General features: G+C 62.7%; 17 protein-coding genes and 1 pseudogene. 12 read left to right on the forward strand and 6 right to left on the reverse strand.

The genetic code is table 11. The features are described 5' to 3' along the window. The first annotated feature begins 30 nt into the window (after positions 1 to 30). From NIBR502773_RS27295 to NIBR502773_RS27305, 3 genes and pseudogenes are all read left to right on the forward strand, one after another. Positions 31 to 658 (forward strand): annotated as a pseudogene (locus NIBR502773_RS27295) (TetR/AcrR family transcriptional regulator). Then, positions 655 to 1,332, forward strand: a complete 678-nt coding sequence (locus tag NIBR502773_RS27300) for a type 1 glutamine amidotransferase domain-containing protein (RefSeq protein WP_027607567.1) — start codon at positions 655 to 657, stop codon at positions 1,330 to 1,332. Before NIBR502773_RS27295 ends, NIBR502773_RS27300 begins: the two are co-directional and overlap by 4 nt. 78 nt (positions 1,333 to 1,410) lie before the next feature. Next, positions 1,411 to 2,535: an alkene reductase gene (locus tag NIBR502773_RS27305; protein WP_141157415.1), complete on the forward strand. Its 1,125-nt coding sequence runs from the start codon at positions 1,411 to 1,413 to the stop codon at positions 2,533 to 2,535. A gap of 259 nt (positions 2,536 to 2,794) precedes the next feature. On the opposite strand, the gene NIBR502773_RS27310 is transcribed toward NIBR502773_RS27305, so the two are convergent. Together NIBR502773_RS27310 and NIBR502773_RS27315 are read right to left on the reverse strand one after the other, a co-directional pair. Beyond that, positions 2,795 to 3,793 carry an NAD(P)H-quinone oxidoreductase gene (locus tag NIBR502773_RS27310; protein ID WP_115488562.1) on the reverse strand — a complete coding sequence of 333 codons (999 nt, stop codon included), beginning with the start codon at positions 3,791 to 3,793 and terminating at the stop codon, positions 2,795 to 2,797. Further along, the gene (locus NIBR502773_RS27315) at positions 3,790 to 5,022 is read right to left on the reverse strand and encodes a YbfB/YjiJ family MFS transporter (RefSeq protein WP_115488563.1); all 1,233 of its coding nucleotides are present in this window, start codon (positions 5,020 to 5,022) and stop codon (positions 3,790 to 3,792) included. Before NIBR502773_RS27315 ends, NIBR502773_RS27310 begins: the two co-directional genes overlap by 4 nt. Positions 5,023 to 5,134: 112 nt before the next feature. Between NIBR502773_RS27315 and NIBR502773_RS27320 the strand changes: the two genes are divergently transcribed. Further along, positions 5,135 to 6,010 carry a LysR family transcriptional regulator gene (locus NIBR502773_RS27320; protein ID WP_141157416.1) on the forward strand — a complete coding sequence of 292 codons (876 nt, stop codon included), beginning with the start codon at positions 5,135 to 5,137 and terminating at the stop codon, positions 6,008 to 6,010. Positions 6,011 to 6,091: 81 nt separating this feature from the next. Next, entirely contained in the window at positions 6,092 to 6,478 is a 387-nt protein-coding gene (locus tag NIBR502773_RS27325) for a DoxX family protein (RefSeq protein WP_027607562.1), read from the forward strand. 46 nt (positions 6,479 to 6,524) lie between these two features. Here the strand turns inward: NIBR502773_RS27325 and NIBR502773_RS27330 are convergent, their stop codons facing one another. From NIBR502773_RS27330 to NIBR502773_RS27340, 3 genes are all read right to left on the reverse strand, one after another. Next, entirely contained in the window at positions 6,525 to 7,343 is an 819-nt protein-coding gene (locus NIBR502773_RS27330; protein ID WP_141157417.1) for an alpha/beta fold hydrolase, read from the reverse strand. 89 nt (positions 7,344 to 7,432) lie between these two features. After that, on the reverse strand, positions 7,433 to 8,824 hold the full coding sequence (locus tag NIBR502773_RS27335; RefSeq protein WP_141157418.1) for an alginate export family protein: 1,392 nt from the start codon (positions 8,822 to 8,824) through the stop codon (positions 7,433 to 7,435). Further along, on the reverse strand, positions 8,821 to 9,717 hold the full coding sequence (locus tag NIBR502773_RS27340; RefSeq protein ID WP_141157419.1) for a VOC family protein: 897 nt from the start codon (positions 9,715 to 9,717) through the stop codon (positions 8,821 to 8,823). Before NIBR502773_RS27340 ends, NIBR502773_RS27335 begins: the two co-directional genes overlap by 4 nt. A gap of 147 nt (positions 9,718 to 9,864) precedes the next feature. Here NIBR502773_RS27340 and NIBR502773_RS27345 point away from each other — a divergent pair, with 147 nt between their 5' ends. Beyond that, positions 9,865 to 10,932 (forward strand): NAD(P)-dependent alcohol dehydrogenase, encoded by a 1,068-nt coding sequence (locus NIBR502773_RS27345; RefSeq protein ID WP_115488567.1) that lies wholly within the window; start codon positions 9,865 to 9,867, stop codon positions 10,930 to 10,932. 141 nt (positions 10,933 to 11,073) lie between these two features. Here the strand turns inward: NIBR502773_RS27345 and NIBR502773_RS27350 are convergent, their stop codons facing one another. Then, entirely contained in the window at positions 11,074 to 11,373 is a 300-nt protein-coding gene (locus NIBR502773_RS27350) for a hypothetical protein (protein WP_027607557.1), read from the reverse strand. Positions 11,374 to 11,589: 216 nt separating this feature from the next. On the opposite strand from NIBR502773_RS27350, the gene NIBR502773_RS27355 reads away from it, so the two are divergent. The 6 genes from NIBR502773_RS27355 to NIBR502773_RS27380 all read left to right on the forward strand — a co-directional run bounded on the left by NIBR502773_RS27355 (position 11,590) and on the right by NIBR502773_RS27380 (position 22,544). Next, positions 11,590 to 12,234, forward strand: coding sequence for a secretin and TonB N-terminal domain-containing protein (locus NIBR502773_RS27355; RefSeq protein ID WP_065939841.1), 645 nt, complete (start codon positions 11,590 to 11,592; stop codon positions 12,232 to 12,234). Next, positions 12,231 to 12,776, forward strand: coding sequence for an RNA polymerase sigma factor (locus NIBR502773_RS27360; RefSeq protein ID WP_027607555.1), 546 nt, complete (start codon positions 12,231 to 12,233; stop codon positions 12,774 to 12,776). Before NIBR502773_RS27355 ends, NIBR502773_RS27360 begins: the two co-directional genes overlap by 4 nt. 37 nt (positions 12,777 to 12,813) lie before the next feature. Then, positions 12,814 to 13,740 (forward strand): DUF4880 domain-containing protein, encoded by a 927-nt coding sequence (locus tag NIBR502773_RS27365; RefSeq protein WP_141157420.1) that lies wholly within the window; start codon positions 12,814 to 12,816, stop codon positions 13,738 to 13,740. Between the two features lie 423 nt (positions 13,741 to 14,163). Next, entirely contained in the window at positions 14,164 to 15,858 is a 1,695-nt protein-coding gene (locus NIBR502773_RS27370) for a ShlB/FhaC/HecB family hemolysin secretion/activation protein (RefSeq protein ID WP_141157421.1), read from the forward strand. A 21-nt stretch (positions 15,859 to 15,879) separates the two neighbouring features. Beyond that, positions 15,880 to 22,011 (forward strand): DUF637 domain-containing protein, encoded by a 6,132-nt coding sequence (locus NIBR502773_RS27375; protein WP_168209018.1) that lies wholly within the window; start codon positions 15,880 to 15,882, stop codon positions 22,009 to 22,011. Positions 22,012 to 22,013: 2 nt separating this feature from the next. Next, the gene (locus tag NIBR502773_RS27380; protein WP_141157422.1) at positions 22,014 to 22,544 is read left to right on the forward strand and encodes an SMI1/KNR4 family protein; all 531 of its coding nucleotides are present in this window, start codon (positions 22,014 to 22,016) and stop codon (positions 22,542 to 22,544) included. Positions 22,545 to 22,591 lie beyond the last annotated feature (47 nt).

The raw sequence follows: 22,591 nt of genomic DNA on the forward strand, positions 1-22,591 counted from the left end.
GACGACTGGTCTAATCGGACGGAGTGAAGCATGAACAGCCCAACCAAAGGTGCACGGCAGACCATTCTTGATACGGCGCAATTGATTGTCGGCCGCAAAGGTTTTTCTGCGGTGGGCTTGAACGAAATACTGCAAGCCGCCCAGGTGCCTAAAGGTTCGTTCTATCACTACTTCAACTCCAAGGATGGCTTCGGTGTCGTGTTGCTCGACACCTACTTCGACAACTACGTGCACGGCATGCAGCAACTGTTCGACCAACCCGGTTTATCCCAGCAGGCCAAGTTGATGCGTTATTGGCAGGCCTGGATCGACAATCAGACCGGTTGCACCGATGCGGGCAAATGCCTTGCCGTCAAACTGGGTGCGGAGGTGTCAGACCTTTCAGAGCCCATGCGCCTGGCGCTGGAACGTGGCACGTCGCGCACCATCGATTTACTCGCCATCGCCATACAGCGCGGCCTTGAGGACGGTTCCCTGACTGTCGACCAAGCCCCTGCAAGCCTGGCCCGGCGCCTGTACGCGCTGTGGCTGGGGACCAGCGTGATGAGCAAGATCACCCGGACATCTGCGCCTTTCGAGGAGGCGTTGCTGCTGACCCGACAGCTGTTGGGTTGCCCTGGACACACTGACATTCACTGATCGAGGCACTGGAAAATGAAAGTATTAATGGTACTGACCTCTCACGACCAGCTTGGCGACACCGGCCGCAAGACCGGCTTCTGGCTCGAAGAATTTGCCGCACCCTATTACGTGTTCAAGGACGCCGGCGCCGAACTGGTGCTGGCTTCCCCGGCCGGTGGCCAGCCGCCCCTGGACCCGGTGAGTGACGCGCCCGACGCGCAAACCGAGCAGACTCGCCGCTTTGCCGCCGACCCTGCCGCGCAACAGGCCCTGGCCAGCACGGTCAAGCTGGACACGGTCAACGCTGACGATTTCGACACCGTGTTCTACCCAGGCGGCCACGGCCCGCTGTGGGACCTGGCAGAGTCGCCGGTGTCCATTGCCCTGATTGAGTCCTTCGAGCGTGCCGGCAAGCCCATCGGCTTTGTCTGCCACGCACCGGGCGCCTTGCGCCACGTCAAGGCGGTCAATGGCGAGCCGCTGGTCAAGGGCCGTCGCGTCACCGGCTTCTCCAACTCGGAAGAAGCGGCGGTGGGCCTGACCGAGGTGGTGCCGTTCCTGATTGAAGATGATTTCAAGGCACTGGGCGGCAACTATCAGAAGGGCGCCGACTGGCAATCCTTCGTGCTCGAAGATGGTTTGCTGATCACTGGGCAGAACCCTGCCAGCTCCAGTGACGTGGCCAAGGCGCTGCTCAAACTCACCGCGTAAGTTAATTAACCCTTTCATTCATTGGCGACTTGCAACAGTCGCCAATGGGTTTGCTCGTCTCGAATTTGGAATACCTCAATGACTAACAGCGTTTTAAGTACCCCGGTCAAACTGGGTCATCACACCTTGAACAACCGTATCGTGCTGCCACCGTTGACACGCCAGCGCAGCGCCCAGCCCGGCGATATCGCCACCGACCTGATGGCCGAGTATTACCGCCAGCGCGCTACGGCCGGTTTCATGGTCAGCGAAGGCACGCAGATCGAACCCCGCGGCCAGGGTTATGCCTGGACGCCGGGCATCTACACCCCGGCGCAGATTGACGGCTGGCGCAAGGTCACCGACGCGGTGCATGCCGAAGGCGGGGTGATCTTTGCCCAGTTGTGGCATGTGGGCCGTGTGTCCCATAACGCCTTGCAGCCTGACGGCGCCACACCGGTGGCACCGTCGGCTATTCAAGCCCAGCAAGCCAAGGCCTTTATCGAGACCGGGCCTGGCACGGGTGAATTGAAGCAGCCGCCGGTGCCTCGCGCCTTGAGCGTGCTCGAGATTGAAGAATTGGTCGGGCACTACGCCCAGGCCGCACGCAATGCCCTGGACGCCGGGTTTGACGGCGTGGAAATTCATTCGGCCAACGGTTACCTGGTCAACCAGTTCATTTCGGCCCATGCCAACCAGCGCGACGATGAGTACGGTGGTTCGCTGCACAATCGCCTGCGCTTTTTGCGCGAGATCGTCGAAGCCGTCAGCAAGGTGGTCGGGCCGGAGCGCCTGGGCGTGCGGTTCTCGCCGTTGTTCAGCGGCACCGACCAGGACCGTGTGTACATCGGCCTGGTGGAAGAAGACCCGCACCACACCTACATCGAAGCGATCAAGGTGCTGGAACAGTCGGGCATCGCCTACGTGTCCATCGCCGAAGCCGACTGGGACAACGCCCCCGTGCTGCCCGACAGCTTCCGTGAAGCCGTGCGCAGCACCTTCAGCGGTCGCATTATCTACGCCGGTCGCTACACCGCTGAACGCGGCGCGAAACTGGTGGACGCCGGGCTGGCGGATTTGATTGCGTTCGGACGGCCGTTCATTGCCAACCCGGACCTGCCGCAACGGCTATTCAAGGGCTGGCCGTTGAACCCGCTGCGGGAAGAGGGGATGTATGGTGGCGGTGAGGTGGGCTACATCGACTACCCCACCTATTCCGAGTAAGAGCGCGGTCAATGTGGGAGGGGGCTTGCCCTGATGCCAGCCATTTAAGAAGGGACACTGTAACTGTGGTGAGCGGGCTTTTTGTGGTGAGCGGGCTTGCCCCGCGCTGGGTTGCGAAGCAGCCCCAATAAGAGCGCTGCAGTGTGTCAGGCAGCTCCGGGGCTGTGTTTGGGGCTGCTTCGCAGCCCAGCGCGGGGCAAGCCCGCTCACTACAGGTTGCTGCTTGCGCCTCACACATTTGCTTTGTGTTGCTTGCTGGTTACTCCACCCGCAACACAATCTTGCCGATATGGTCCCCACCTTCCATCCGTGCATGGGCCTGGGCGGCGTCGGTGTATTCGTAGACCTTGTCGATGATCGGCAGGCAACGCCCGGCTTCCAGTACCGGCCAGATGTACTCGCGCAACTGTTCGGCAATCGCGGCTTTTTCAGCCTTGCTGCGCGCACGCAACAGTGAGCCGGTAATCACCGCGCGCTTGCCGAGGATGGTCAGCAGGTCGACGTCGTTGGCCTTGGCGCCGCCGAGGAAACCCAGCATCACCAGGTGGCCGTCCATGGCCAGGGCCTTGAGGTTGTTGTTCAGATACGAGCCGCCCATGATGTCGAGGATCACATCCACACCCTGGCCGTTGGTCTGTTGCGCAATGACCTCGGCAAAATCCTGCTCGCGATAATTGATCGGCTCGCCGCCCAGCTGGGCAATGGCCGCGCATTTGTCGGCGCTGCCGGCAGTGGCGAAGGCCTGGATGCCGAATTCGCGGCACAGCATCAGCGCGGTCGTACCGATGCCGCTGGTGCCGCCGTGGATCAGCACGCGCTGGCCGGTGTGGGCATCGCCGAGGCCGAACAGGTTGGCCCACACGGTGAAGAAGGTTTCCGGCACGGCAGCGGCTTGAATCCAGTCCATGCCTTCAGGAATCGGCAGCGCCTGGCTGGCGGGCACCGTGCAGAACTGCGCATAGCCGCCGCCATTGGTCAGGGCGCAGACCTTATCGCCCACGGCGAATTCGCTCACGCCGTCGCCCAGCGCGGCGACTTCGCCCGCCACTTCCAGGCCAGGCAGCGGGTTCATGCCGGGTTTCATCGGGTACTTGCCGGCGCGTTGCAGGGCGTCGGGGCGATTCACACCGGCCGCATGCACGCGAATCAGGATCTCGCCGGGGCCCGCCACCGGTACATCTGCCCGGCGTGGTTGCAGCACCTCGGGGCCACCGGGGGTGGTGATTTCGATCAGGGTCATTTCTTTGGGAAGCGTCATTTCAGATTACCTGCAGCGATGAGCGTATGGGTTGGGACCGCGTCGGACGGCCGGCGGTTCAGCAGGCGCATGCCCGGCTCCAGGGCCAGGGCGACCACTATCGCCCCGGCGGCGATCAGGAACAACAGCGCATGCTGGCCTCCGCTGACGTTGAACAGGGCGGAATAGGCAAACCCCGAGAGTGCCTGGAAAGTCGCAAAGGACACCGTGGCACGGCTCCACGCGACCTGCTGCTGATGATGGTCGGGGAGCAGTTCGTGCACCCGCGCCAGCGCCAACGGCACGATGCCTGGCGGGAAAGAACCGAGGATCACCGCGAGCACCGCCAGGCCAGTCAACGAGCCGGCAAACGGCAACGCACCGACGGCAATTGCCTGCACCACCAGCACCACGCGGATGCTCAAGCGCGCCCCCAGTTTGTCTGCCAGGAACCCGTAGGTGACCGGCCCGACAATCGACCCCAGGCCGTACATCACCCAGATCATCGCGCCGATATGCGCCCCGGCCCCCAGGCCACGGGCCACGTAATCCACCAGGAACACCATCGCCGGTACCAGCCCCGCGGCCATAAAGGCGTATTGGGCGAACAGCAGGTACACGCCGGAAGGCGTTGCTACGGCCGCGCCGGATGGCGGCGCGTCTTCATGCAGCGTGCCCGCAGGCCAGGCGAACCAGCTGGCGGCGGTCAACACCACGGCCAGCAGGCCGAGGCCGAACCAGGTCTGCTGCAAGCCCAGGCTCAGCAGCGGCGGCACCAGCGTGCCGGAACCGGCGATGCCCAGGCCGATGCCGAGGAAAATCGCACCGCTGGCCAAGCCTCGTCGCGCTGCCGGAACATGGGGCAACACGGTCGCCGCCACCAGCACCATGATTGCGCCACCGGCAATCCCCGACAGCAGCCGCCAAGCGAAGAACCACACCACCGACAGCGGGAAGCCACAGGCGAAGAACGCCAGGGTCACCGCCACCATCATGATGCGCAGCGCGGTCCTGTTCGAGATGCGCTGGGCAATGGGCCGCCCGATCAGCGCGCCGATCAGGTAACCCACCAGGTTGGCGGCACCGAGGTACACCACGTCATTGGCGCTGAACCAGTGGGCCTGGATCAGCGACGGAATCAACGGCGTGTACGCAAAGCGTGCCAGGCCGATGCTGACCAGGCTGGCGCACAGGCCGGCGAAGATCGGCAGCCACACGGAGCGGCGGGGTGGGGCGTGAGTGTCGAGCATGATGGCGGTCCTGGGTATTTTTCTCTGGTGCCCAGCATATCCAGGTTTCTGGATGCAATAATGCAGCGAATACACGTCGCTGTGATGCAGATATGCAGCATAAGGAGGCCGCATGAATTGGGATGATGCACGGGTGTTCCTGGCGGTCTGCCGCGAGTCGACGCTGCGCGGGGCCGCACGGGTATTGGGGGTCGACCAGGCCACAGTCGGGCGGCGGGTCAACGCCCTGGAAAAGTCCCTGGGTGCCACGCTGTTCCTGCGCACCTCCGAAGGCTACGCCCTGACCGCCGTCGGCGAGGCCGCCCTGCACTCGGTGGAAAAAATGGAACGCTCGGCCCTGGAGCTGGAGCGCCAGATCCAGGGCCTGGATGACCGCCTGACCGGCACCGTACGGGTCAGCACCACCGACTCCCTGGCCATCGACTTCCTGATCCCGGCGATTGCGCGCCTGCACGTCCAGCACCCGGATGTGCGCGTGCAGCTCGACGCGTCTACCCAGTTCCTGAGCCTGGCCAAACGCGAGACCGACATCGCCGTGCGCAACACCCGCCCGGACAGCCCCGACCTGATCGCCCGGCGTCTCGCGCGCTGGCCGGTGGGGTTGTTTGCGTCCCAGGCCTATATCGATCGCCAGGGTACGCCGGCGCCGGGCAGCCTGTTTGAAGGGCATGATCTTGTGGTCTATCAACCGTACCTGCAAACCCAGAAGGACATGACCCTGGTCTCGGAACCCCTGGGCCGTGGGCGCATCGTCGCCGCCCTGAGTTCCAGCCTGTTGGTGCGCCGCTCCATCGCCGCCGGGATCGGCATCGGCGAAATCCCGATCCTCACCGGCGAGCGCGACGGGCTGGTGCGCCTGTGGCCGGAGCGCACGCGGCCGTTGCCCTACGACGTCTGGCTGTTGACCCACGCCGACCTGCGCCACACCGCACGGGTGCGGGCGGTGATCGATGAAATCGTCGCGGGGTTTGCCGGCACCGGGGAGTGAGGTCAGCACACGGTTGCAAGCGTGCGTACCGCTCTGTGGACACAATCGAGGTCGATAACGTGTCAACCCACCGGAGCGCATATGAACGAATCAAGACACCAGGACCTGGGGCTGTTGTTTCTGCGAGGCAGCGGGGCGCTGTTCCTGCTATGGGTGCATGGCTTGCCCAAATTGCTCAACTACAGCGAGCAGTTGAAGCTGATCGAAGACCCGTTTCACCTCGGCGCCCATGTCACCTTGCTGCTGGCGATTTTCGCCGAAGTGCTGTGCCCGCTGCTGATCATCGCCGGGGTGCTGGTGCGCCTGGCGTGCCTGCCGATTCTGGCGGTGCTGTTGATTGCGATGGTGGTGGTGCATCCGGAGTGGACGCTGCTGGAAGGGCAATTCGGCTGGCTGCTGTTGATCATGTTCACCACGCTGCTGATCAGCGGGCCGGGGCGCCTGGTGCTGAGCCAGCGTTTCTCCTGAGCAAAAAAAGGCCGGGCGAGCCCGGCCAAAATAAGGAGCGGGTGTTTCAGCGTTTCAGGAACGCCAGCAGGTCTTCATTCAAGGCCTGAGCGTGGGTCACGGCAAAACCGTGGGGCGCATCCTTGTACACCTTCAGCTCGGCGCCCTTGATCATCTCGGCCGCCACCTTGCCGGTGGTCTCGAACGGCACGATCTGGTCGCCGTCACCGTGGATCACCAGGGTCGGCACGTCGATCCTGGCCATGTCCGGGCGGAAGTCGGTTTCCGAGAACGCCGTGACGCAATCGACCGTGGACTTGAGGGAGGCGAGCAGGGCGACTTGCAGGGTCTGGGTCTGCACGCCAGCGGAGACCTTCTGGCCTTTGTTGATGCCATAGAACGGCGTGTTGAAATCGCTGAGGAATTGCGCGCGATCCTTCAGCAGCTCGGCCTTGAAGCCTGCGAATACGTCGAGCGGCACGCCCTGGGGGTAATCGGGCTTCTGGCCGAAGATCGGCGTCACTGCGCCCAGCAGCACCAGGCCGGCCACGCGCGCGCTGCCGTGGCGTGCGATGTAGCGGGCCACGTCGCCGCCGCCCATGGAGAAGCCCACCAGGGTCACGTCCTTGAGGTCCAGGTGTTCGATCAACTGCGCGATGTCATCGGCGAAGGTGTCGTAGTCGTTGCCGGTCCAGGGCTGGTCCGAGCGGCCAAAGCCACGGCGGTCAAACGCGATGGTGCGAAAGCCACGACTGCTGAGGTATTCCATCTGGTATTCCCACATGTCGGCATCCAGCGGCCAGCCGTGGCTGAACAGCACGGGCTTACCGCTGCCCCAATCCTTGAAGTAGATCTGGGTACCGTCTTTGGCAACGAATGTGCTCATGGAAAACTCCTTGATTGAGGAACTGAAAAACCAGCCTCACTATTGCCCGAAACCGGGCCGGGGGCTTGTACGGGTGTGCTTGCCTGGGGTCACCAACTGAACTTGAGCTCGACCCCCAGGTAATTGCTGTCATCGCCGCCGGCATCGCGCAAGGTGCGGCCGACCGCGTAGTGCACCGCTTCAACCGCGCCGGTGAGGTTTGGCGTAAACACATAGTCGGTACGCAGCTGACCATAGGCACCGGTCCAGCGTTCACCCTGGCCTGCGGTGCCGGCGACGGGCAGGTTCGGCTGGGTGTACACCGCGTCGCTGGTGGTCTGGCGCCACAGCAGGCCGACGGCGGCCTGCACGCTGAGTTTGTCGATGGGCTTGACGGTGATCGACGGTTTGACGTGGATCAGGTTGCTGTAGCCCGTATAGCCGGCCAGGGAAAAATAGTAGCCGTTGGGGAACAGCGGGTTGAACGTGCCGACGGTGCCGTCCCCGGTCTTGCGGTCGCCCGAGGCGATGTCCAGTTGCAGGCCGATGCGCGGCTTCCACGCCAGGCTCTCGAAGGTGTACCCCGTGCGGCTGCCGCCGGCCCAGGCGCGAATATCCTTGCTGCCCACCGAGCCGCTTTGCAGCATGGCTTCGATGTCCCAGTCGAACCCCAGGGCCGCACCGCCCAGGCGTGCGTCGAACAGATGGCGGGTTTCATCGCCGTCCGCATCCAGATAGTGCGCGGCACTGCGTTCGTACACGCCATAGTAGGCCGACAGCTCATTCTTGCCGCCCACCAGCCGCTCGACCCGCAGCATGTGGAAGCGCGCGTCACGGTTGGATGTGTCGTCGAAGTGCCGCTCGTCCTGATACTGCACCGGCTGGCTGGCAATCCCGATAAAGCGCCAGTTGGGCGTCTCCCAATCGGCCCACAGCGCATCGAAGGATTGCCGCACATTCGGGCCATCCCGCGATGAGATGAAACGCTGCAGGTCGAAGGCGAAGTCCTGGCGCCCGACACGGGCCTTGAGCGTGCCGCTGGCAAAGGCGTTGACGTATTCGGCAAAGGCCAGGCGCAAATCGACGCGGTTCTGATCGGCGCCGCCGACCGTGGTCTTGTCGTAGGCGCGTACATCTTCGAGTTGGGTGAAGAGCCGCCAGTGTTCGTTCAAGTGCAGGTCGGCGTGCACCTGGAAGCGCTGGATCAGGTAGCGATCACGCTTCACGTCCTTCACCCCAAAACCACTGGCATCGTTCATCTCGAAGCGCTCACGCAGCGTTGCCCCCAATGACAAATAGGTGAACGGGTTGGCGCTGGACAGCGGGATGTACTTCAAGCTGTCCAGCGGTTGCGTGCGCAACGCCGGATCCTTGAGCACCGACCAGTCTTCCTGCCAGCGGTTGGTCTTGATGGCCGGTCGTGCCGGTTGCTCGTCGGCGTGGGCGCTGCCGACCAGCAGCGGCCACAGCACGGCCAGGCCCCAGCCTGTGCGGCGAATCATTTTGCGGCGTGGAGCTGGTGAATTTCCGCGACGTAGCCGCCGGGGAATTCCACCACGGCGCTGCGCCGGCCCTTGCTGTCAAAGGCTGGCACCAACACCCTGGCGCCGGAGCCGGTGGCCTTGCCCAGCGTGGCTGTCAGGTCAGGCACTTGGTAACCGGTGGTCTCGTGGCCGAAGGGGTAGGGCAGGTGGCCGTTGGTGACCAGCACCGCCATGCGCCCGAATGGCGACTCGATATCGACGCGACGGTAAGTGCCAGTGGCCTGACCCACATCGACGCCAGGCGCGTGTTTGTCATCGGCCAGGACCTTGCCGTGGGAGAAGCCCAGAAACGCTTTGATAAAGGCGTCAGCGCGATCGGTGGACAGGTACACGCGGTTTTCCGGCACGGTCTGGAACGCCGCGTAGTCCGGGGTCTTGGTGTGCCAGTAGAGCTGCATGTTCACGCCGCCCGGCCATTGCACCACGGCGTCTCGGCCGATCGGGTCCGGGAAGTCGCTGACGATAAGGGCGGCGCCGTTTTCCCGCGCGGCGTTGAGCGCCGCGTCCATGTCCTTGACCAGGTAGCCGTTGCGTTCCTGGCCGAAGGGGTGCGGGATCGGCGTGGTGAAACCGAACAGCGACACCGTGCCCGCCGGCGTCTGCAGCAATTGCGAGGTGGTGCTGCTCGGCACCGGCAGCACGTTCACCACCACCTGGGGCGTGCTCTTGCCGCCAAAGGTGGCGAGGAAACTCTGGGCGAAACGCTCCACATCCGCCGGGGCCACATACACGTGGCTGGTGTCGTATTGCGGCGCCACGGCCACGCTCGGGGTTGCCGCGAAGGCATTGCCCATCATTGCGCTCGCCAGCAGCGTCAATGCCACAGATACCTTGATTGCTTTGCTGCCCATGCCCACTCTCCAGCACTTCTACGGGATTGAAAGCCGTGAGGTTAGGGGCAGGGACGCGATGGAAATTGTACAACCGTGCTCGGTTGAACGGTTCAGCGTCTATGCTGGTCCACTGACCTCTACCGTCAGATCACACAGGTGAACGAAATGGCCAAGACCTACAGCTACGCCGCCCGGAACGCCACGGATGCCCTCAAGCCCTTTACCTTCGAGCGCCGCGCGCCGGGGGCGGACGACGTACAGATCGACATCCTCTACTGTGGCGTGTGCCACTCCGATCTGCACACCGCGCGCAACGAGTGGAACAACACCCTGTACCCGTCGGTACCCGGCCACGAAATCGTCGGTCGCGTGACGGCGGTGGGGGGCAATGTGAAGAAATTCAAGGTCGGCGACCTCGCCGGTGTCGGCTGCATGGTCGACAGCTGCCAGCACTGCGCCTCGTGCGCCGAGGGCGAGGAGCAATACTGCGAGAGCGGTTTTACCGGCACCTACAACGGCCCGGTATTCGGCGGTGAAAATACCTTTGGCGGCTACTCGGACAGCATCGTGGTCAAGGAGAAGTTCGTGCTGCGCATCTCCCACGACGATTCCAACCTGGCCGCCGTCGCGCCGCTGTTGTGTGCGGGCATCACCACCTACTCGCCGCTGCATCACTGGAAGGTCGGGCCCGGCAAGAAGGTCGGTGTGGTGGGCCTGGGCGGCCTGGGGCATATGGCGGTGAAGATCGCCCATGCCATGGGCGCCCATGTCACGCTGTTCACCACCTCGCCCAACAAGCGTGAAGACGGCCTGCGCCTGGGCGCCGACCAGGTGGTGGTGTCGAAGAACCCGGACGAAATGGCCAAGGTCGCCAACAGCCTGGACTTCATCCTCAACACCGTCGCCGCGCCGCATAACCTCGACGCGTTCCTCAACCTGCTCAAGCGCGACGGCACCATGACCCTGGTCGGCGCCCCCGACAGCCCGCACCCGTCGCCAACCGTATTCAACCTGATCTTCAAACGCCGCAGCCTGGCCGGCTCGCTGATCGGCGGGATCCAGGAGACCCAGGACATGCTCGATTTCTGCGCCAGGCACGGGATTGTCTCGGACGTGGAGATGATCGACATCCAGGGCATCAACGAGGCGTATGAACGCATGCTCAAGGGCGATGTGAAGTACCGGTTCGTGATCGATATGGACAGCTTGAAAAAGGAAAGCCACGCGGCTTGAAAACTGCTCCGGGAAACATGGGGGCAATGTGGGAGGGGGGCTTGCCCTATGTGCCGGGGGGACAGCATTTAGACAAAGTTGTGTAGATACCTATGCCCCTCCCACATGGGTGCTGTGTTGCTCAAACGGTCATCGAACACCTCAAGGCCGCTGCGGCTTCACCGAGGTGCCGAAGGTGTTGCCCATGCGCACGCTGGTCGCCGCCGGGGTGGCCAGGCCGACCTTGTTCGGCTGGCGTTTTTCCACGGCAATACCTTGCGCCTCGCGGTTTTTCTTCGCGGCTTTGGCCGCATTCGTATCGTTGCCCATCTGCTGGCTCAGGCAGCCATAGTCGGGCGCCTTGTAGCCATCCACCGAGACTTCGGCGCAGTTGCCGGCGTGGGCGTGCAAGGGCAGGGCCGTGCACAGCAACAGGCTGGCGAGGAGCGGTAAGCGTTTCATCAAGGCCTCCTGGCGGGCCCGAGGGGGTGGGCCGGTTGGTGTGCAAGTCTAGTGCAGCGGGCCTCTCGTCACCGTGATGTTTTTTTTGCTATCACCGTAACATCAGGTTCATAAATTGGCCTCAGGATGACGGTTTTCTAGGGCGCGTCGGCCGTGCAGCGATGCAGAGCAGGGGGTGAACAGGGGGGCTGGAGGCGCGCCGTATGCGCCCTGGTCTTGCTGTTGCTGCTGGCCGGTGGTCGCGTCGCGCAGGCGGAGTCACCGCTGCTGCTGTTGAACCTGCCGGCGCAGGACTTGGAACATGCACTGCAAGCGTACAGCCGCGCCACCGGAATGGCGGTGCTGGTCGACCGCGAACTGACGCGGGGCCGGCGTTCCATCAGTGTGCGCGGACGTTTTACGGCGCAGGAGGCTCTGGCGATGTTGCTGACGGGGAGTGGCCTGATGGCGCGTTATGCACGCGATGATGCGTTCACCTTGCAGTTGCCCGCGGTCAGCCAGCCGCCTGCCGCCCGTGGTGCGGCGGCACGCAACGCCGCACGGATCAACAACAGCTACGCCACGGCCTTGCAGCAGGCCATCGAGACCAGCCTGTGCCGCTCGCCGCTGACCCGGCCCGGCAGTTTCCGCGCGCTGGTACAGGTGTGGGTCAACCCCCAAGGGCTGATCGAACACAGTCGGTTGGTCAGCTCCACCGGCGACGAACAACGCGATGAAGCACTGGTACGCAACCTGGGCACCACGCGGGTCGAACGACCGGCGCCGAGCTCGCTGCGCCAACCGGTGACTTTACTTTTGATGCCCGACACCACAGGAATGCGCATGGAATGCACAGCAGCAAACGGAGCCTGGGGCGGATGAAAAATACCGGGCACAGTACGATGGTCGGCTTGTTCCTGGCCTCCTATGACGACTTCAAGGTGCGTTTGCGCAAGCGCCTGGGCTCGGAGGACCTGGCCAACGATGTGCTGCACGAAACCTACCTGCGGGTCGACCGCATGGAAGTGCCGCCCAACCTGGCGCAACCCAATGCCTACCTGTACCGCATGGCCTTGAACATCGCCGCCGACCGCCGCCAGGCCGACGCGCGCCTGCTCACCGGCAGCGAGGTGGAAGAACTGCTGCAAAGCGCCGACGAAGCCCAGGACCCGTCACGGGTGGTGGGCGGCCAGAAAGAAATCCAGTCCCTGGTCAAGGCGCTCTACGAACTGCCGGCCCGCCGCCGCAAGATCCTTATCGCCGCCCGCCTGGAAGAAGCCCCGCACCTGGAAATCTCCCAGCGTTTCGGCATTTCCACGCGTATGGTCGAGAAGGAAATCAAGGCCGCCCTGGGCCACTGCGCCAAGCGCCTGGAAAGAAAAGTGATCCAGCGGTTCGGTCCCGGGGCCGGAAAACCGTCTTAGAGTCGAGTCCCTGATAAAACCGTGAGTATTTGCGCGCTTGAACATTTTTAGCCTCAGTGCCACTCGGCAATCCGCCGCCAGCCCCCTGCACGACGAAGCCCGCGACTGGCTGGTCCTGCTGACCTCGGGCCGCGCCACCGTGGCCGATGCCAAGGCGCTCAAGGCCTGGTGTGCGCAAAGCCCCGAGCATGCCCAGGCGTTCGAGCAGGCCAAGACGATGTGGCAGCAACTGGCCCCGGCGCTTGAGCAAGTCTCGCAGCCGCGCAGCTTTGGGCGCCGGGCGTTCCTGGGCGGCGCGATTGCCGCATCGGCCGCCATGCTCATGGTGCAGGTCGGCTCCCCCGGTGGTTTTGCCGGCCTCACGGCGGACTATCGCACCGAAGTCGGCGAACAGCGCCAAGTGCTGTTAAGCGACGGCGTTAGCCTGGAACTCAACACCCAGACGCGCGTCAGCCGCGTGGGCCAGGGGCTTGAATTGCTCGAAGGCGAAGTCGAGGTGATCGCCCATTCCGCACAACCGCTCAAGATGCTGGCGGGCGAAGGCTGGGTGAGCGCGGCGCAGGCACGTTTCAATCTGCGCAACACCGACCGCACGGTGTGCGTGACCTGTATCGAGGGCTGGCTGTCGGTGGCCGTGGCCGGGCGCAGCGTGCGCCTGGAGAGCGGCCGGCAATTGAGCTACGACGCGGCCGGTCTGGGCGAACCGGTGGTGGTGGACACCCAGGCGGTCGTGGCCTGGCGCGAACAGGTGCTGGTCTTCAACAACGCCACCCTGGCCACGGTGGTGGACGAAATCAACCGCTACCGCCCGGGGATGCTGGTGCTGCTCAACAAGCAACTCGGCCAACGGCGCGTCCAGGCGCGGTTCAGCCTGCAGCAACTGGCGGGGGTGGCGTTGTTGATTCGGGATGCGTATGGGGCCAAGTGTACGGAGTTGCCGGGTGGGGTGGTGTTGTTGAGTTGAGGCCTGCCGCTCGTCGGGTAACTCCGATTTTTACGCGGTAAAAGAGCCGCGATCATCCGTTGTTCTACGCCTGTCGCTTTCAGGTATGCCCATGTGCTCATGGGCTGAGCGACCGGTCTCTCTCCTCTGACAGACCTCCTTTCTCATCTTCTCTGAATTTTCTCTTTCGTTTGTAGGGGAAGGGATTTTTAACGTATGAAAAAACCAGGAAACACGCTTTTCAAGTCTCACTGCCTATCCGATTTCTTCCTTCGACTTACATTGTTCGGAAGCCTCTGACAGTCCTCTAACGGCTGTGTGACAGGCAGGGCGACGCCCTCAAAAACGCCGAATTTTTTGTAACTTTTCCTCTTTTCCTTAAGCGTTTCAGCCTCGGCAGCATGGGTGCTCTTTCCATTTGAGTACCTGTGTGAGGGTGAAGGGATGCCAGCTGTTTTCCGACCTGCGCTGCTGGGGATGGCGCTGCTTTCAGGTCCGCTTTTTGCCGCGTCCCCCGTGTCGCCCGGCGACCGCGAACTGGCCCGTGAGCGTCAGCAGAAAGTGTTGGAGGAACAGCGTCGCCGCCTTGAAGACCTGCAACACCTGCCGGGCCAGATCGCTGCACCAACCGCCCCCGCGCCGCTGGACGACGGCCAGTGCATCACCCTCACGCGCATCAATGTCGAAGGCGCTGTGTTGCTGTCGGCGGCCCAGCGGCAGACGTTGCTGGAACCCTGGCAGGGGCGGTGCCTGGGGGTGCCTCAACTCAACGCAGTGCTCAAAAGCCTCACTGATCATTACCTGTATCGCGGCTACGTCACCACCCGCGCCTACCTGCCGCAGCAGGACCTGAAAAATGGCGAGCTGACCATCATTGTGGTGGAAGGGCGTCTTGAAGGACTCGACAGCTCATTGCTGGCCAGCCCGCTGGAGTCCGCCATGACCTTCCCCGGCACCGTGGGTGAGGTGCTCGACCTGCGTGAGCTGGAGCAATGGGTGGATCAACTGTCGCGCTTGCCCTCGCGCCAGCCGCAGCTTGAGGTCCTGCCGGGGCAGGCGGTGGGCGGCAGTCGCGTGACGCTTAAAGGCGAGCGCCTCAAACCCTGGCGCGTCTCGGCCAACCGTAACAACCATGGCGATACCAGCACCGGTGGCCAGCAGGCCGGTATCGGCCTGGACTGGGACAGCCCCCTGGGCCTGGCGGATCAGTTGAACCTGCGGGCCAACCGCGACACCGTCAGCGACCGCTGGCGCCATTCCCACAGCCAGAACCTGTTCTACAGCCTGCCGTATGGTTGGTGGACCTTCAATTTCAGCCACGGCCAAAGCTACTATCGCACGCGTAACGACCTCTCCGGGTTTGCCTTTGCGCTGTCAGGTGAAACCTCCAGCCAGCAGTTGCGCGCCGAACGCGTGCTGCACCGCGATAACCTGGGCAAGACGGCATTTAACCTGGGCCTGAGCCACCTGCGCACCCGCAACTACCTGGAAGACGCGTTGCTGCGCACCTCCAGCCATCGCATCACTGAGCGTCAACTGGGCTTCAACCATGGCCGCCGAATCGGCAATGCCTTTCTCAATCTCGATGCCGGTTGGCAACAGGGCATCGGTGCGCTGGACGCCCAGCGCGATCTCTCCAGGCAGCGCGGCGCGCCTACCTCGCGCTATCAGAAATACACCCTGACCCTCAGCTATTTGCAGTCCTTTCGCTGGCTGGGCCAGTACTGGAGTGTCGACAGCCTTGCTACCGGCCAACACGCCGAAGACGAACTCTATGGACCACAACGCCTGAGCGTCGGCGGCCTTGGTGCTGTGCGCGGGTTTCAGCAACAGAACCTGTCGGGCAACAGCGGCGGCTACTGGCGCAGCCAGGTGCGCTGGCGCCAACCGGTTGCCTGGGATGCGCTGCACCCCTGGGTGCACGAAGTGGGCGTGGGCTTTGGCTACGACGTCGGTGTGATCAGCCGCGGCCCGCATAACCCTGAGGTCGCCGGGCGCCTTACCGGCCATGCCTGGGAGTTCAGCGCACGCGGCACTCACCTTGCGGCGTCGCTGGTGCTCGCCCGTTCCCTGGAGCGCCCGGCCGTCGTTGAGCGCCGCGAACACCCGATCTACGCCCGAATCGAGCTGTTTTTCTAATAACAACAAGGAACCTTGCCTATGGACGTGCGCAGCCCGTTTCACCAGTGCCTGGCCCTGAGCCTGGCGGGAATCATCCTCCTCAACCCCATTGTTGCCGCCGCCGCAGAGCTGAGCGTGGACCCGGCCAGCCCTGGCACCAGCGTCGGTCATGCACCTAATGGCGTGCCGGTGGTGAATATCGCCGGGCCCAATGGCAGCGGGCTGTCCCATAACCTGTTCACCGACTACAACGTCGGCAGCCAGGGGCTGATCCTCAACAACGCCACCCAGGCCACGCAACACACCCAGCTGGGGGGTGTGATCCTCGGCAACCCAGGCCTGCAAGGGCGACCCGCCAGCGTGATCCTCAACGAAGTCACCGGTGGCAACCGCAGCCACTTGGGTGGCTACACCGAGGTGGCCGGGCAGGCCGCGCGGGTGATCGTCGCCAATCCCCATGGCATCACCTGCAATGGCTGCGGGTTTATCAATACGCCTCGCGCGACATTGACCACCGGCAAGCCAGTGATCGAGGGTGGGCGGCTGGATCACTTTCGCGTAGAGGGCGGCGATATTGCGGTGGAGGGCGCCGGGCTCAATGCACGCAATGTCAGCCAGTTCGACCTGATTACCCGTACGGCCAAGCTCAATGCGCAGTTGCATGCCGACCACCTCACCGTCATCACCGGCCGTAACGATGTCAGCGCCGACAGTTTGCAGGCCCACGCCCATGCCGAGGATGGCCGGGACAAACCGCAACTGGCCATCGACGCCAGCGCACTCGGCGGGATGTACGCCGGGACGATTCGCCTGGTGGGTACTGAGCAGGGCGTAGGCGTAAGGCTGGCGGGCGATATGGCCAGCACCGCCGGCGACATTGTGATCAACGCCAATGGCGGCCTGAGCCTGTCCCACACCACCAGCGTCGGCGCACTCACTGCCAAGGCCGAGTCGATTGACTTGCAGGGCCCGACCTTTGCGATGGGGGATGTCGACCTGCAGGCCCAGGGCGACCTGGTGGTGCGGCAAACCCTGGCCAGTGCCGCAAATGTGAGCGTGGAAGGCACCTCGGTCAGCAACCAGGGCAAGGTTGTCAGCGGCATCCTGGAAGATCGGCGTATCGCGAGCAAACAGCTGACCATCCAGGCCCAGCGCCTGGATAACCAGGGCGAACTCAACGCCAGTGGCCACCTGGAAATCACCAGCGGCAGCCTCGATAACAACGGCCGGATCGCCGCCGACAGCGCGAGAATCGAAGCTCGCCAGACCCTGAGAAACAACGGCCAGGTCGTCACCGCCCGCGAACTGGACATTGTCGCCCATCAGGCCGTCAACCACGCCGGGACGATTCATGCCGAAGGCGATCTGAGCCTCGTCGCCGACACCGTCGACAACAGCGGCAAGATCGTGGGGGCGGGCAGTGAGCTGAGTATTGCGGCCGGCACGTTCACCAACGCTGGCGAACTGCTCGGCGACCACCGTCTGCAACTGCAGATCGATGGCGATCTGAAGAACACCGGCCTCATCGCCGCCAAAGGCGATGCCGTCATCAGCGCATCAAACCTCACCCAAGACCACGGCCAGATCCTCAGCGGTCAAGACATCCAACTGCGCGTGCGCGATGTACTGCACAACCTCGGCGTGCTCAGCGCAGCGCGGCATCTGCAGATCAATGCCGCTCAGTTGGATAACCATGGGAGCGTCGGCAGCCAAGGCCATTTCCTGCTCACTGCCAACGTCACCAACACCGGCCTGCTGTTCAGCGGCGGCGACCTGCACGTGCGCGGCGAGCATTTCAGCAACCTCGAAGGTGATCTCTACAGCGTCGGTGATTTCAGTTTCAGCGGCACGCGCTTCAGTAACCTCTCCGGCAGCGTGGAAACCGAAGGCAACCTGCACATCAACGCCCGCGAGTTCGAAAACGCCCGCACCCACCTTGCCCTCGAGCGCGAACTGGTCGGCGGCAGCATCCAGTGGGTCTGCGGCCAGCACTGCGACGGCGACGACAGCTTCAAGCGCGGCACCATCTATATCAGCGAAACCTGGCGCGAAACCGCCGCGCCCAACTCCACCCAGGCCGCGCGACTGGTGGCCGGCAAACACCTGAGTATCGACGCGCATACCCTGGAAAACCGCTACAGCCTGCTCGCCGCCAATGGCGACATGCACCTCGCCGCCCACCGCCTTATCAACCAGGGCGCGGCCTCCCAGACCGGTACTTCCAGCACCATCATCGGCACCCCCGGGCGCATCGACAAAGCCCTGTGGGACCAGATGGAGTTCCACGACCTGCCGGCCTTCAACAATGCGCCGTTCGACCCGGTGCGCTTTGCCGAACTCAAGGCGCGCTCGACAGGGGAGGGCTTCAGCAACCCCGGCACACTCACGACCTGGCGCGAGGATGGCCGCGCAGTCTATGCCGCCACCCTGCAAGCCGGCGGCAGCCTCAACCTGCAGGCCAGCGAATACCTGCAAAACGGCACCCTGCGTGAAAACACCCTGGCGCAACTGACGGGCGAAACAGGCCACAACCCCAACGACCTCGAACTGAGCCCTGATCGCCTCAGCGAAGACCTGACCCAACCGCCGGAATTCCAACTGCCCAGCGGTGAGTACGGGCTGTTTATCCCCAGCAGGAATCCGGGCAGCCCCTACCTGATTGAGACCAATCCACTCTTCACCCACCTTGCCAACTTCCTCAGTTCCCAGTACCTGCTCGACAAGATCGGCTACAACAACGACGAAGCCTGGCGGCGCCTGGGCGACGGCTATTACGAAAGCCGCCTGATCCGTGACGCCGTGCTGGCGAAGACCGGGCAACGCTTTCTCGCCGGGCTGGAGAGCGACGAGGAACAGTTCCGCTACCTGATGGACAACGGCCTCAGCGCCCGTGACAGCCTGCAACTGAGTGTCGGCGTCGGCCTCACCGCGCAGCAGGTGGCGGCCCTGACCCACGACATCGTGTGGATGGAAAAACGCCAGGTGCAGGGCGAAGACGTGCTGGTGCCGGTGCTGTACCTGGCAACGGTCGATGCCCATAACCTGCGGGGCGGCAGCCTGGTGCAAGGCCGGGATGTCAACCTGGTCAGCGGTGGCGATATCGTCAGCGTGGGCACCTTGAAAGCCTCGCAGGATCTGACCGCCATTAGCGATGGCAGCCTGCTCAATGGCGGCACGATCAGCGCCGGTGAACGCATCAGCCTGCTGGCCAGCGACAGTATCCGCAATGCGATGGCCGGTGAGATCCGTGGCAGTCACATCGATCTCACCAGTGTGAGCGGCGACATCATCAACGAACGCACCGCCCACGCCAGACAGCAGGGCGACGGCACCCTTGTCACCCATCTCGACACCGCCAGCCGGATCAGTGCCGGACAGCAACTCACGCTCAATGCCGGTCGTGACATCACCAACCGTGGTGATATCAACAGCGCTGGCGATGCCAGCCTGAGTGCGGGGCGTGACATCAACCTCATCGCCGTCACCGACACCCAACAGGTCCGCACCACGGAAAACGGCGGCCACCGCGTCACCCAACACAGCCGCACTGAACAGCTCGGCGCCAACCTCAACGCCGCCGGTAACCTGAGCCTGCACGCCGGGCGCGACGTCACGCTATTGGCCAGCCAGGCCAACGCCGGCAAAGACCTGACCGTCGCCGCCGTTGGCAACCTCCACCTATTGGCCGCCGCCAACGAAACCGATCATGAGGTCAACAGCAAACGCGGCGGCGCCAGGGTCCATGAGCAAACCACCCAGGTCCGCCACGTGGGCAGCCAGCTCACCGCCGGCGGCACCCTTACCGCCAGCGCGGGGCAAGACATCGTGCTGCACGCCAGCCAGGTCCGCAGCGGCAAGGATGCGTATCTGGTGGCCGGTGGGCAGTTGCAGCTGCTGAGTGCCAATGACCGCGACTACAGCCTGTATGACTACAAGAAAAAAGGCAGCTTCGGCGCACTCAAGACCCAACGCGACGAAGTCACCGACGTGCGCGCGGTGGGCAGCCAGGTCACCACAGGCGGCAACCTCAACCTGATCAGTGGCGGCGACCAGCTTTATCAAGGGTCCAGGCTGGAAAGTGCTGCGGATATCGCCATCACCAGTGGTGGAGCGGTGACCTTCGAAGCGGTGAAGGACCTGCATCAGGAGAGCCACGAGAAGACCAACAACAACGCATTCTGGGTGTCATCCAAGGGCAAGGGCAGCACTGACGAAACGCTGCGCCAGAGTCAGCTGGTTGCCGGGGGCACAGTCGCGATCAAAGCCGTCGACGGTTTGAAGATCGACATCAAGCAGGTCAACCAGCAGAGCGTCACCCAGTCCATCGATGCGATGGTCAAGGCCGACCCGCAATTGGCTTGGCTCAAGGACGCAGAGCAACGCGGGGACGTGGACTGGCGTCAGGTCAGGGAAGTCCACGACAGCTTCAAGTACAGCCACTCCGGGCTGGGCCCCGCCTCGCAAATGATCATTGCCATCGTGATGTCGGCAGTCATCGGGCCCATGGCGGCGGCTGCCGCGGGGGGCGGCGTAGGCGGCGCCATGGTCGGTGCGGTAGCCACCGGCGCGTCGACCAATGCCGGCGTCAGCGTGGTCAATAACCGGGGCAATCTCGGTGCGGTTCTCAAGGATGTGACGGCGTCCGATGCCATCAAGGGCTATGGGATTTCGGCGATCACTGCCGGGCTGACGGTGGGTCATTTCGATCGGTGGACCGGCACCCACACCCAGACCGACATAGGCAAAATTGTCACATCCGGCTCACTGGGTACCTGGAGTGGCGTCGGCCAGTTCGCAGCCAACCAGGCGCTGCAGAACGGCACCTCTGTGTTGCTGAACAAAGCCCTGGGGCAGGGCGGCAGTGTCAGTGACGCCCTGAAAAATGCCTTGTTCAACACCTTGGCGGCCGCCAGCTTCAACCTGGTCGGGGATTACACGAAAAACCTCCTGGCGGACGGCTCGGCCCCGAAGGTGGTGATTCACGCCATGGTCGGTGGGTTGCTGGCAGAAGCCACCGGCGGCGACTTCAAAACCGGCGCATTGGCTGCGGCGGCGAGCGAAGCGTTGGTTGGCCACCTGGATGACTTGGTCAAGGGCAACGACAACCTGCTCACCATGAGCTCGCAGATCGTCGGCGTGCTCGCGGCTGCGGCGCAGAGCGATACGGACGCAGCCAAGCTGGAGACCGGCAGTTGGGTGGCGAAGAACGCCACGCAATACAACTACCTGTCACACAACCAACTGGAGCGAGCCGCCAAACAGATAACGCGATGCACCGACGCCTCCTGCATCGAAGACGCGACGCGCAAATTCATAGAACTGAGCCTGCAGCAGGACATTGACGCGATAGTCAGCTGCCAGGCCGACCCCGACTCTTGCGCCGCACGCTCCATGGAAGTCGCCAACACCCAGGCGAACCTCAACGCCATCCGCGATATCGCTGACGACGCCTCGCCTGAGGCCCGGGCAGCAGTACAGAACCTTATCAACGGCAACTACGAATTCCAGGAAATGTTAGCGACCGCCACGACCGAGCACTCGGTGGGTGCGATGGTCGATTCGCTCAAGGCGAAATGGGAACTGAGCGACGCTCAGGCGCAGGACATTGCGGACAATTTGAAGATCGCGCTGGCGGTTGGGGTGGGGACTGCGGCGGGGGTGGTGGCTTATAGGAGGGCTGTGGCGGGGGGGGCAAAAGCAATTCCAGAAAGCAGCTACCCGTCGCTTGCTAAACCAAGTCCAAATGCCCCAAGCAATGTAATTCTTGGCGAGCTTGACTCACTTGGTCGACCTACTGGGGTTACAGCAGTCCTTAGGGAGGATTCATTGGGAGGCGGTTCAAGCGCTAACCCAGCGATTCGACCTCCAGGTTTTGAGGGGCAGCCTGCTAACCATGCACGAGGACATTTGCTTGCGAATTCACTAGGAGGGGCTGGTGATGATGCAAGAAATTTGGTGACACTTTTCCAGCGCAACGCAAATCATCCAAATATGAGTTCATTTGAGCGTCAAGTCAGGGGCGCAGTGCAGAGTGGTGAAACAGTAAGCTATAGGGCTATGCCCATTTATACAGGTACAAACCCAATGCCAACCGGTGTAACGTTGTCTGCTCGTGGGTCAGGCGGTTTTACTCTTGATGTATCAATTCCGAACGTGAGTGGAGTTAAGTAAGAATGATAAATGAACTGATTGCTCTCCTTTCGCCACCCTCTCAGCGAATCTTTGATAATGCGGCTTGGGCGACCTTTGAATCTGAGGGAGGTCTGCGATTACCATCTGATTTTAAACAGTTCATATCAATTTACGGATGTGGAGCAGTAGACGATTTCGTATGGGTGTTAGATCCATTTTCAGAAAACTCAAATTTGAATTTTGACAAAAGCCAATATTTTATAGACGCGTACGCTGTAATGAGGCAGGAATTTTTATCGGACTATCCAAGACCAGATTACCCTGCGGAAGGCTCTTTTCTTCCTTGGGCGGTAACGGATAATGGAGAAACTTTTGTTTGGTTGGTTGATGGGGAGCCAGACTCATGGAAAGTTGCTATTCATAGCTCGGATCAGGGGGAAGAGGAAATCTACAACTTCGGCTGTGTTGAGTTTATTTTAAAGCTGCTTAGCAGAGATATTTCGTCAAAAATTCTACCTGGTCAGTTTCCTCCTGTTGATCTAGATAAACATTTTTTTACAGCTGCTGATTAGATGCAAAAGGAACTGCGAGCGGCTTGCCGTCTGGTGAAATGAAATTA

Source organism: Pseudomonas sp. NIBRBAC000502773, from assembly GCF_006517195.1.
Taxonomy (GTDB): domain Bacteria; phylum Pseudomonadota; class Gammaproteobacteria; order Pseudomonadales; family Pseudomonadaceae; genus Aquipseudomonas; species Aquipseudomonas marginalis.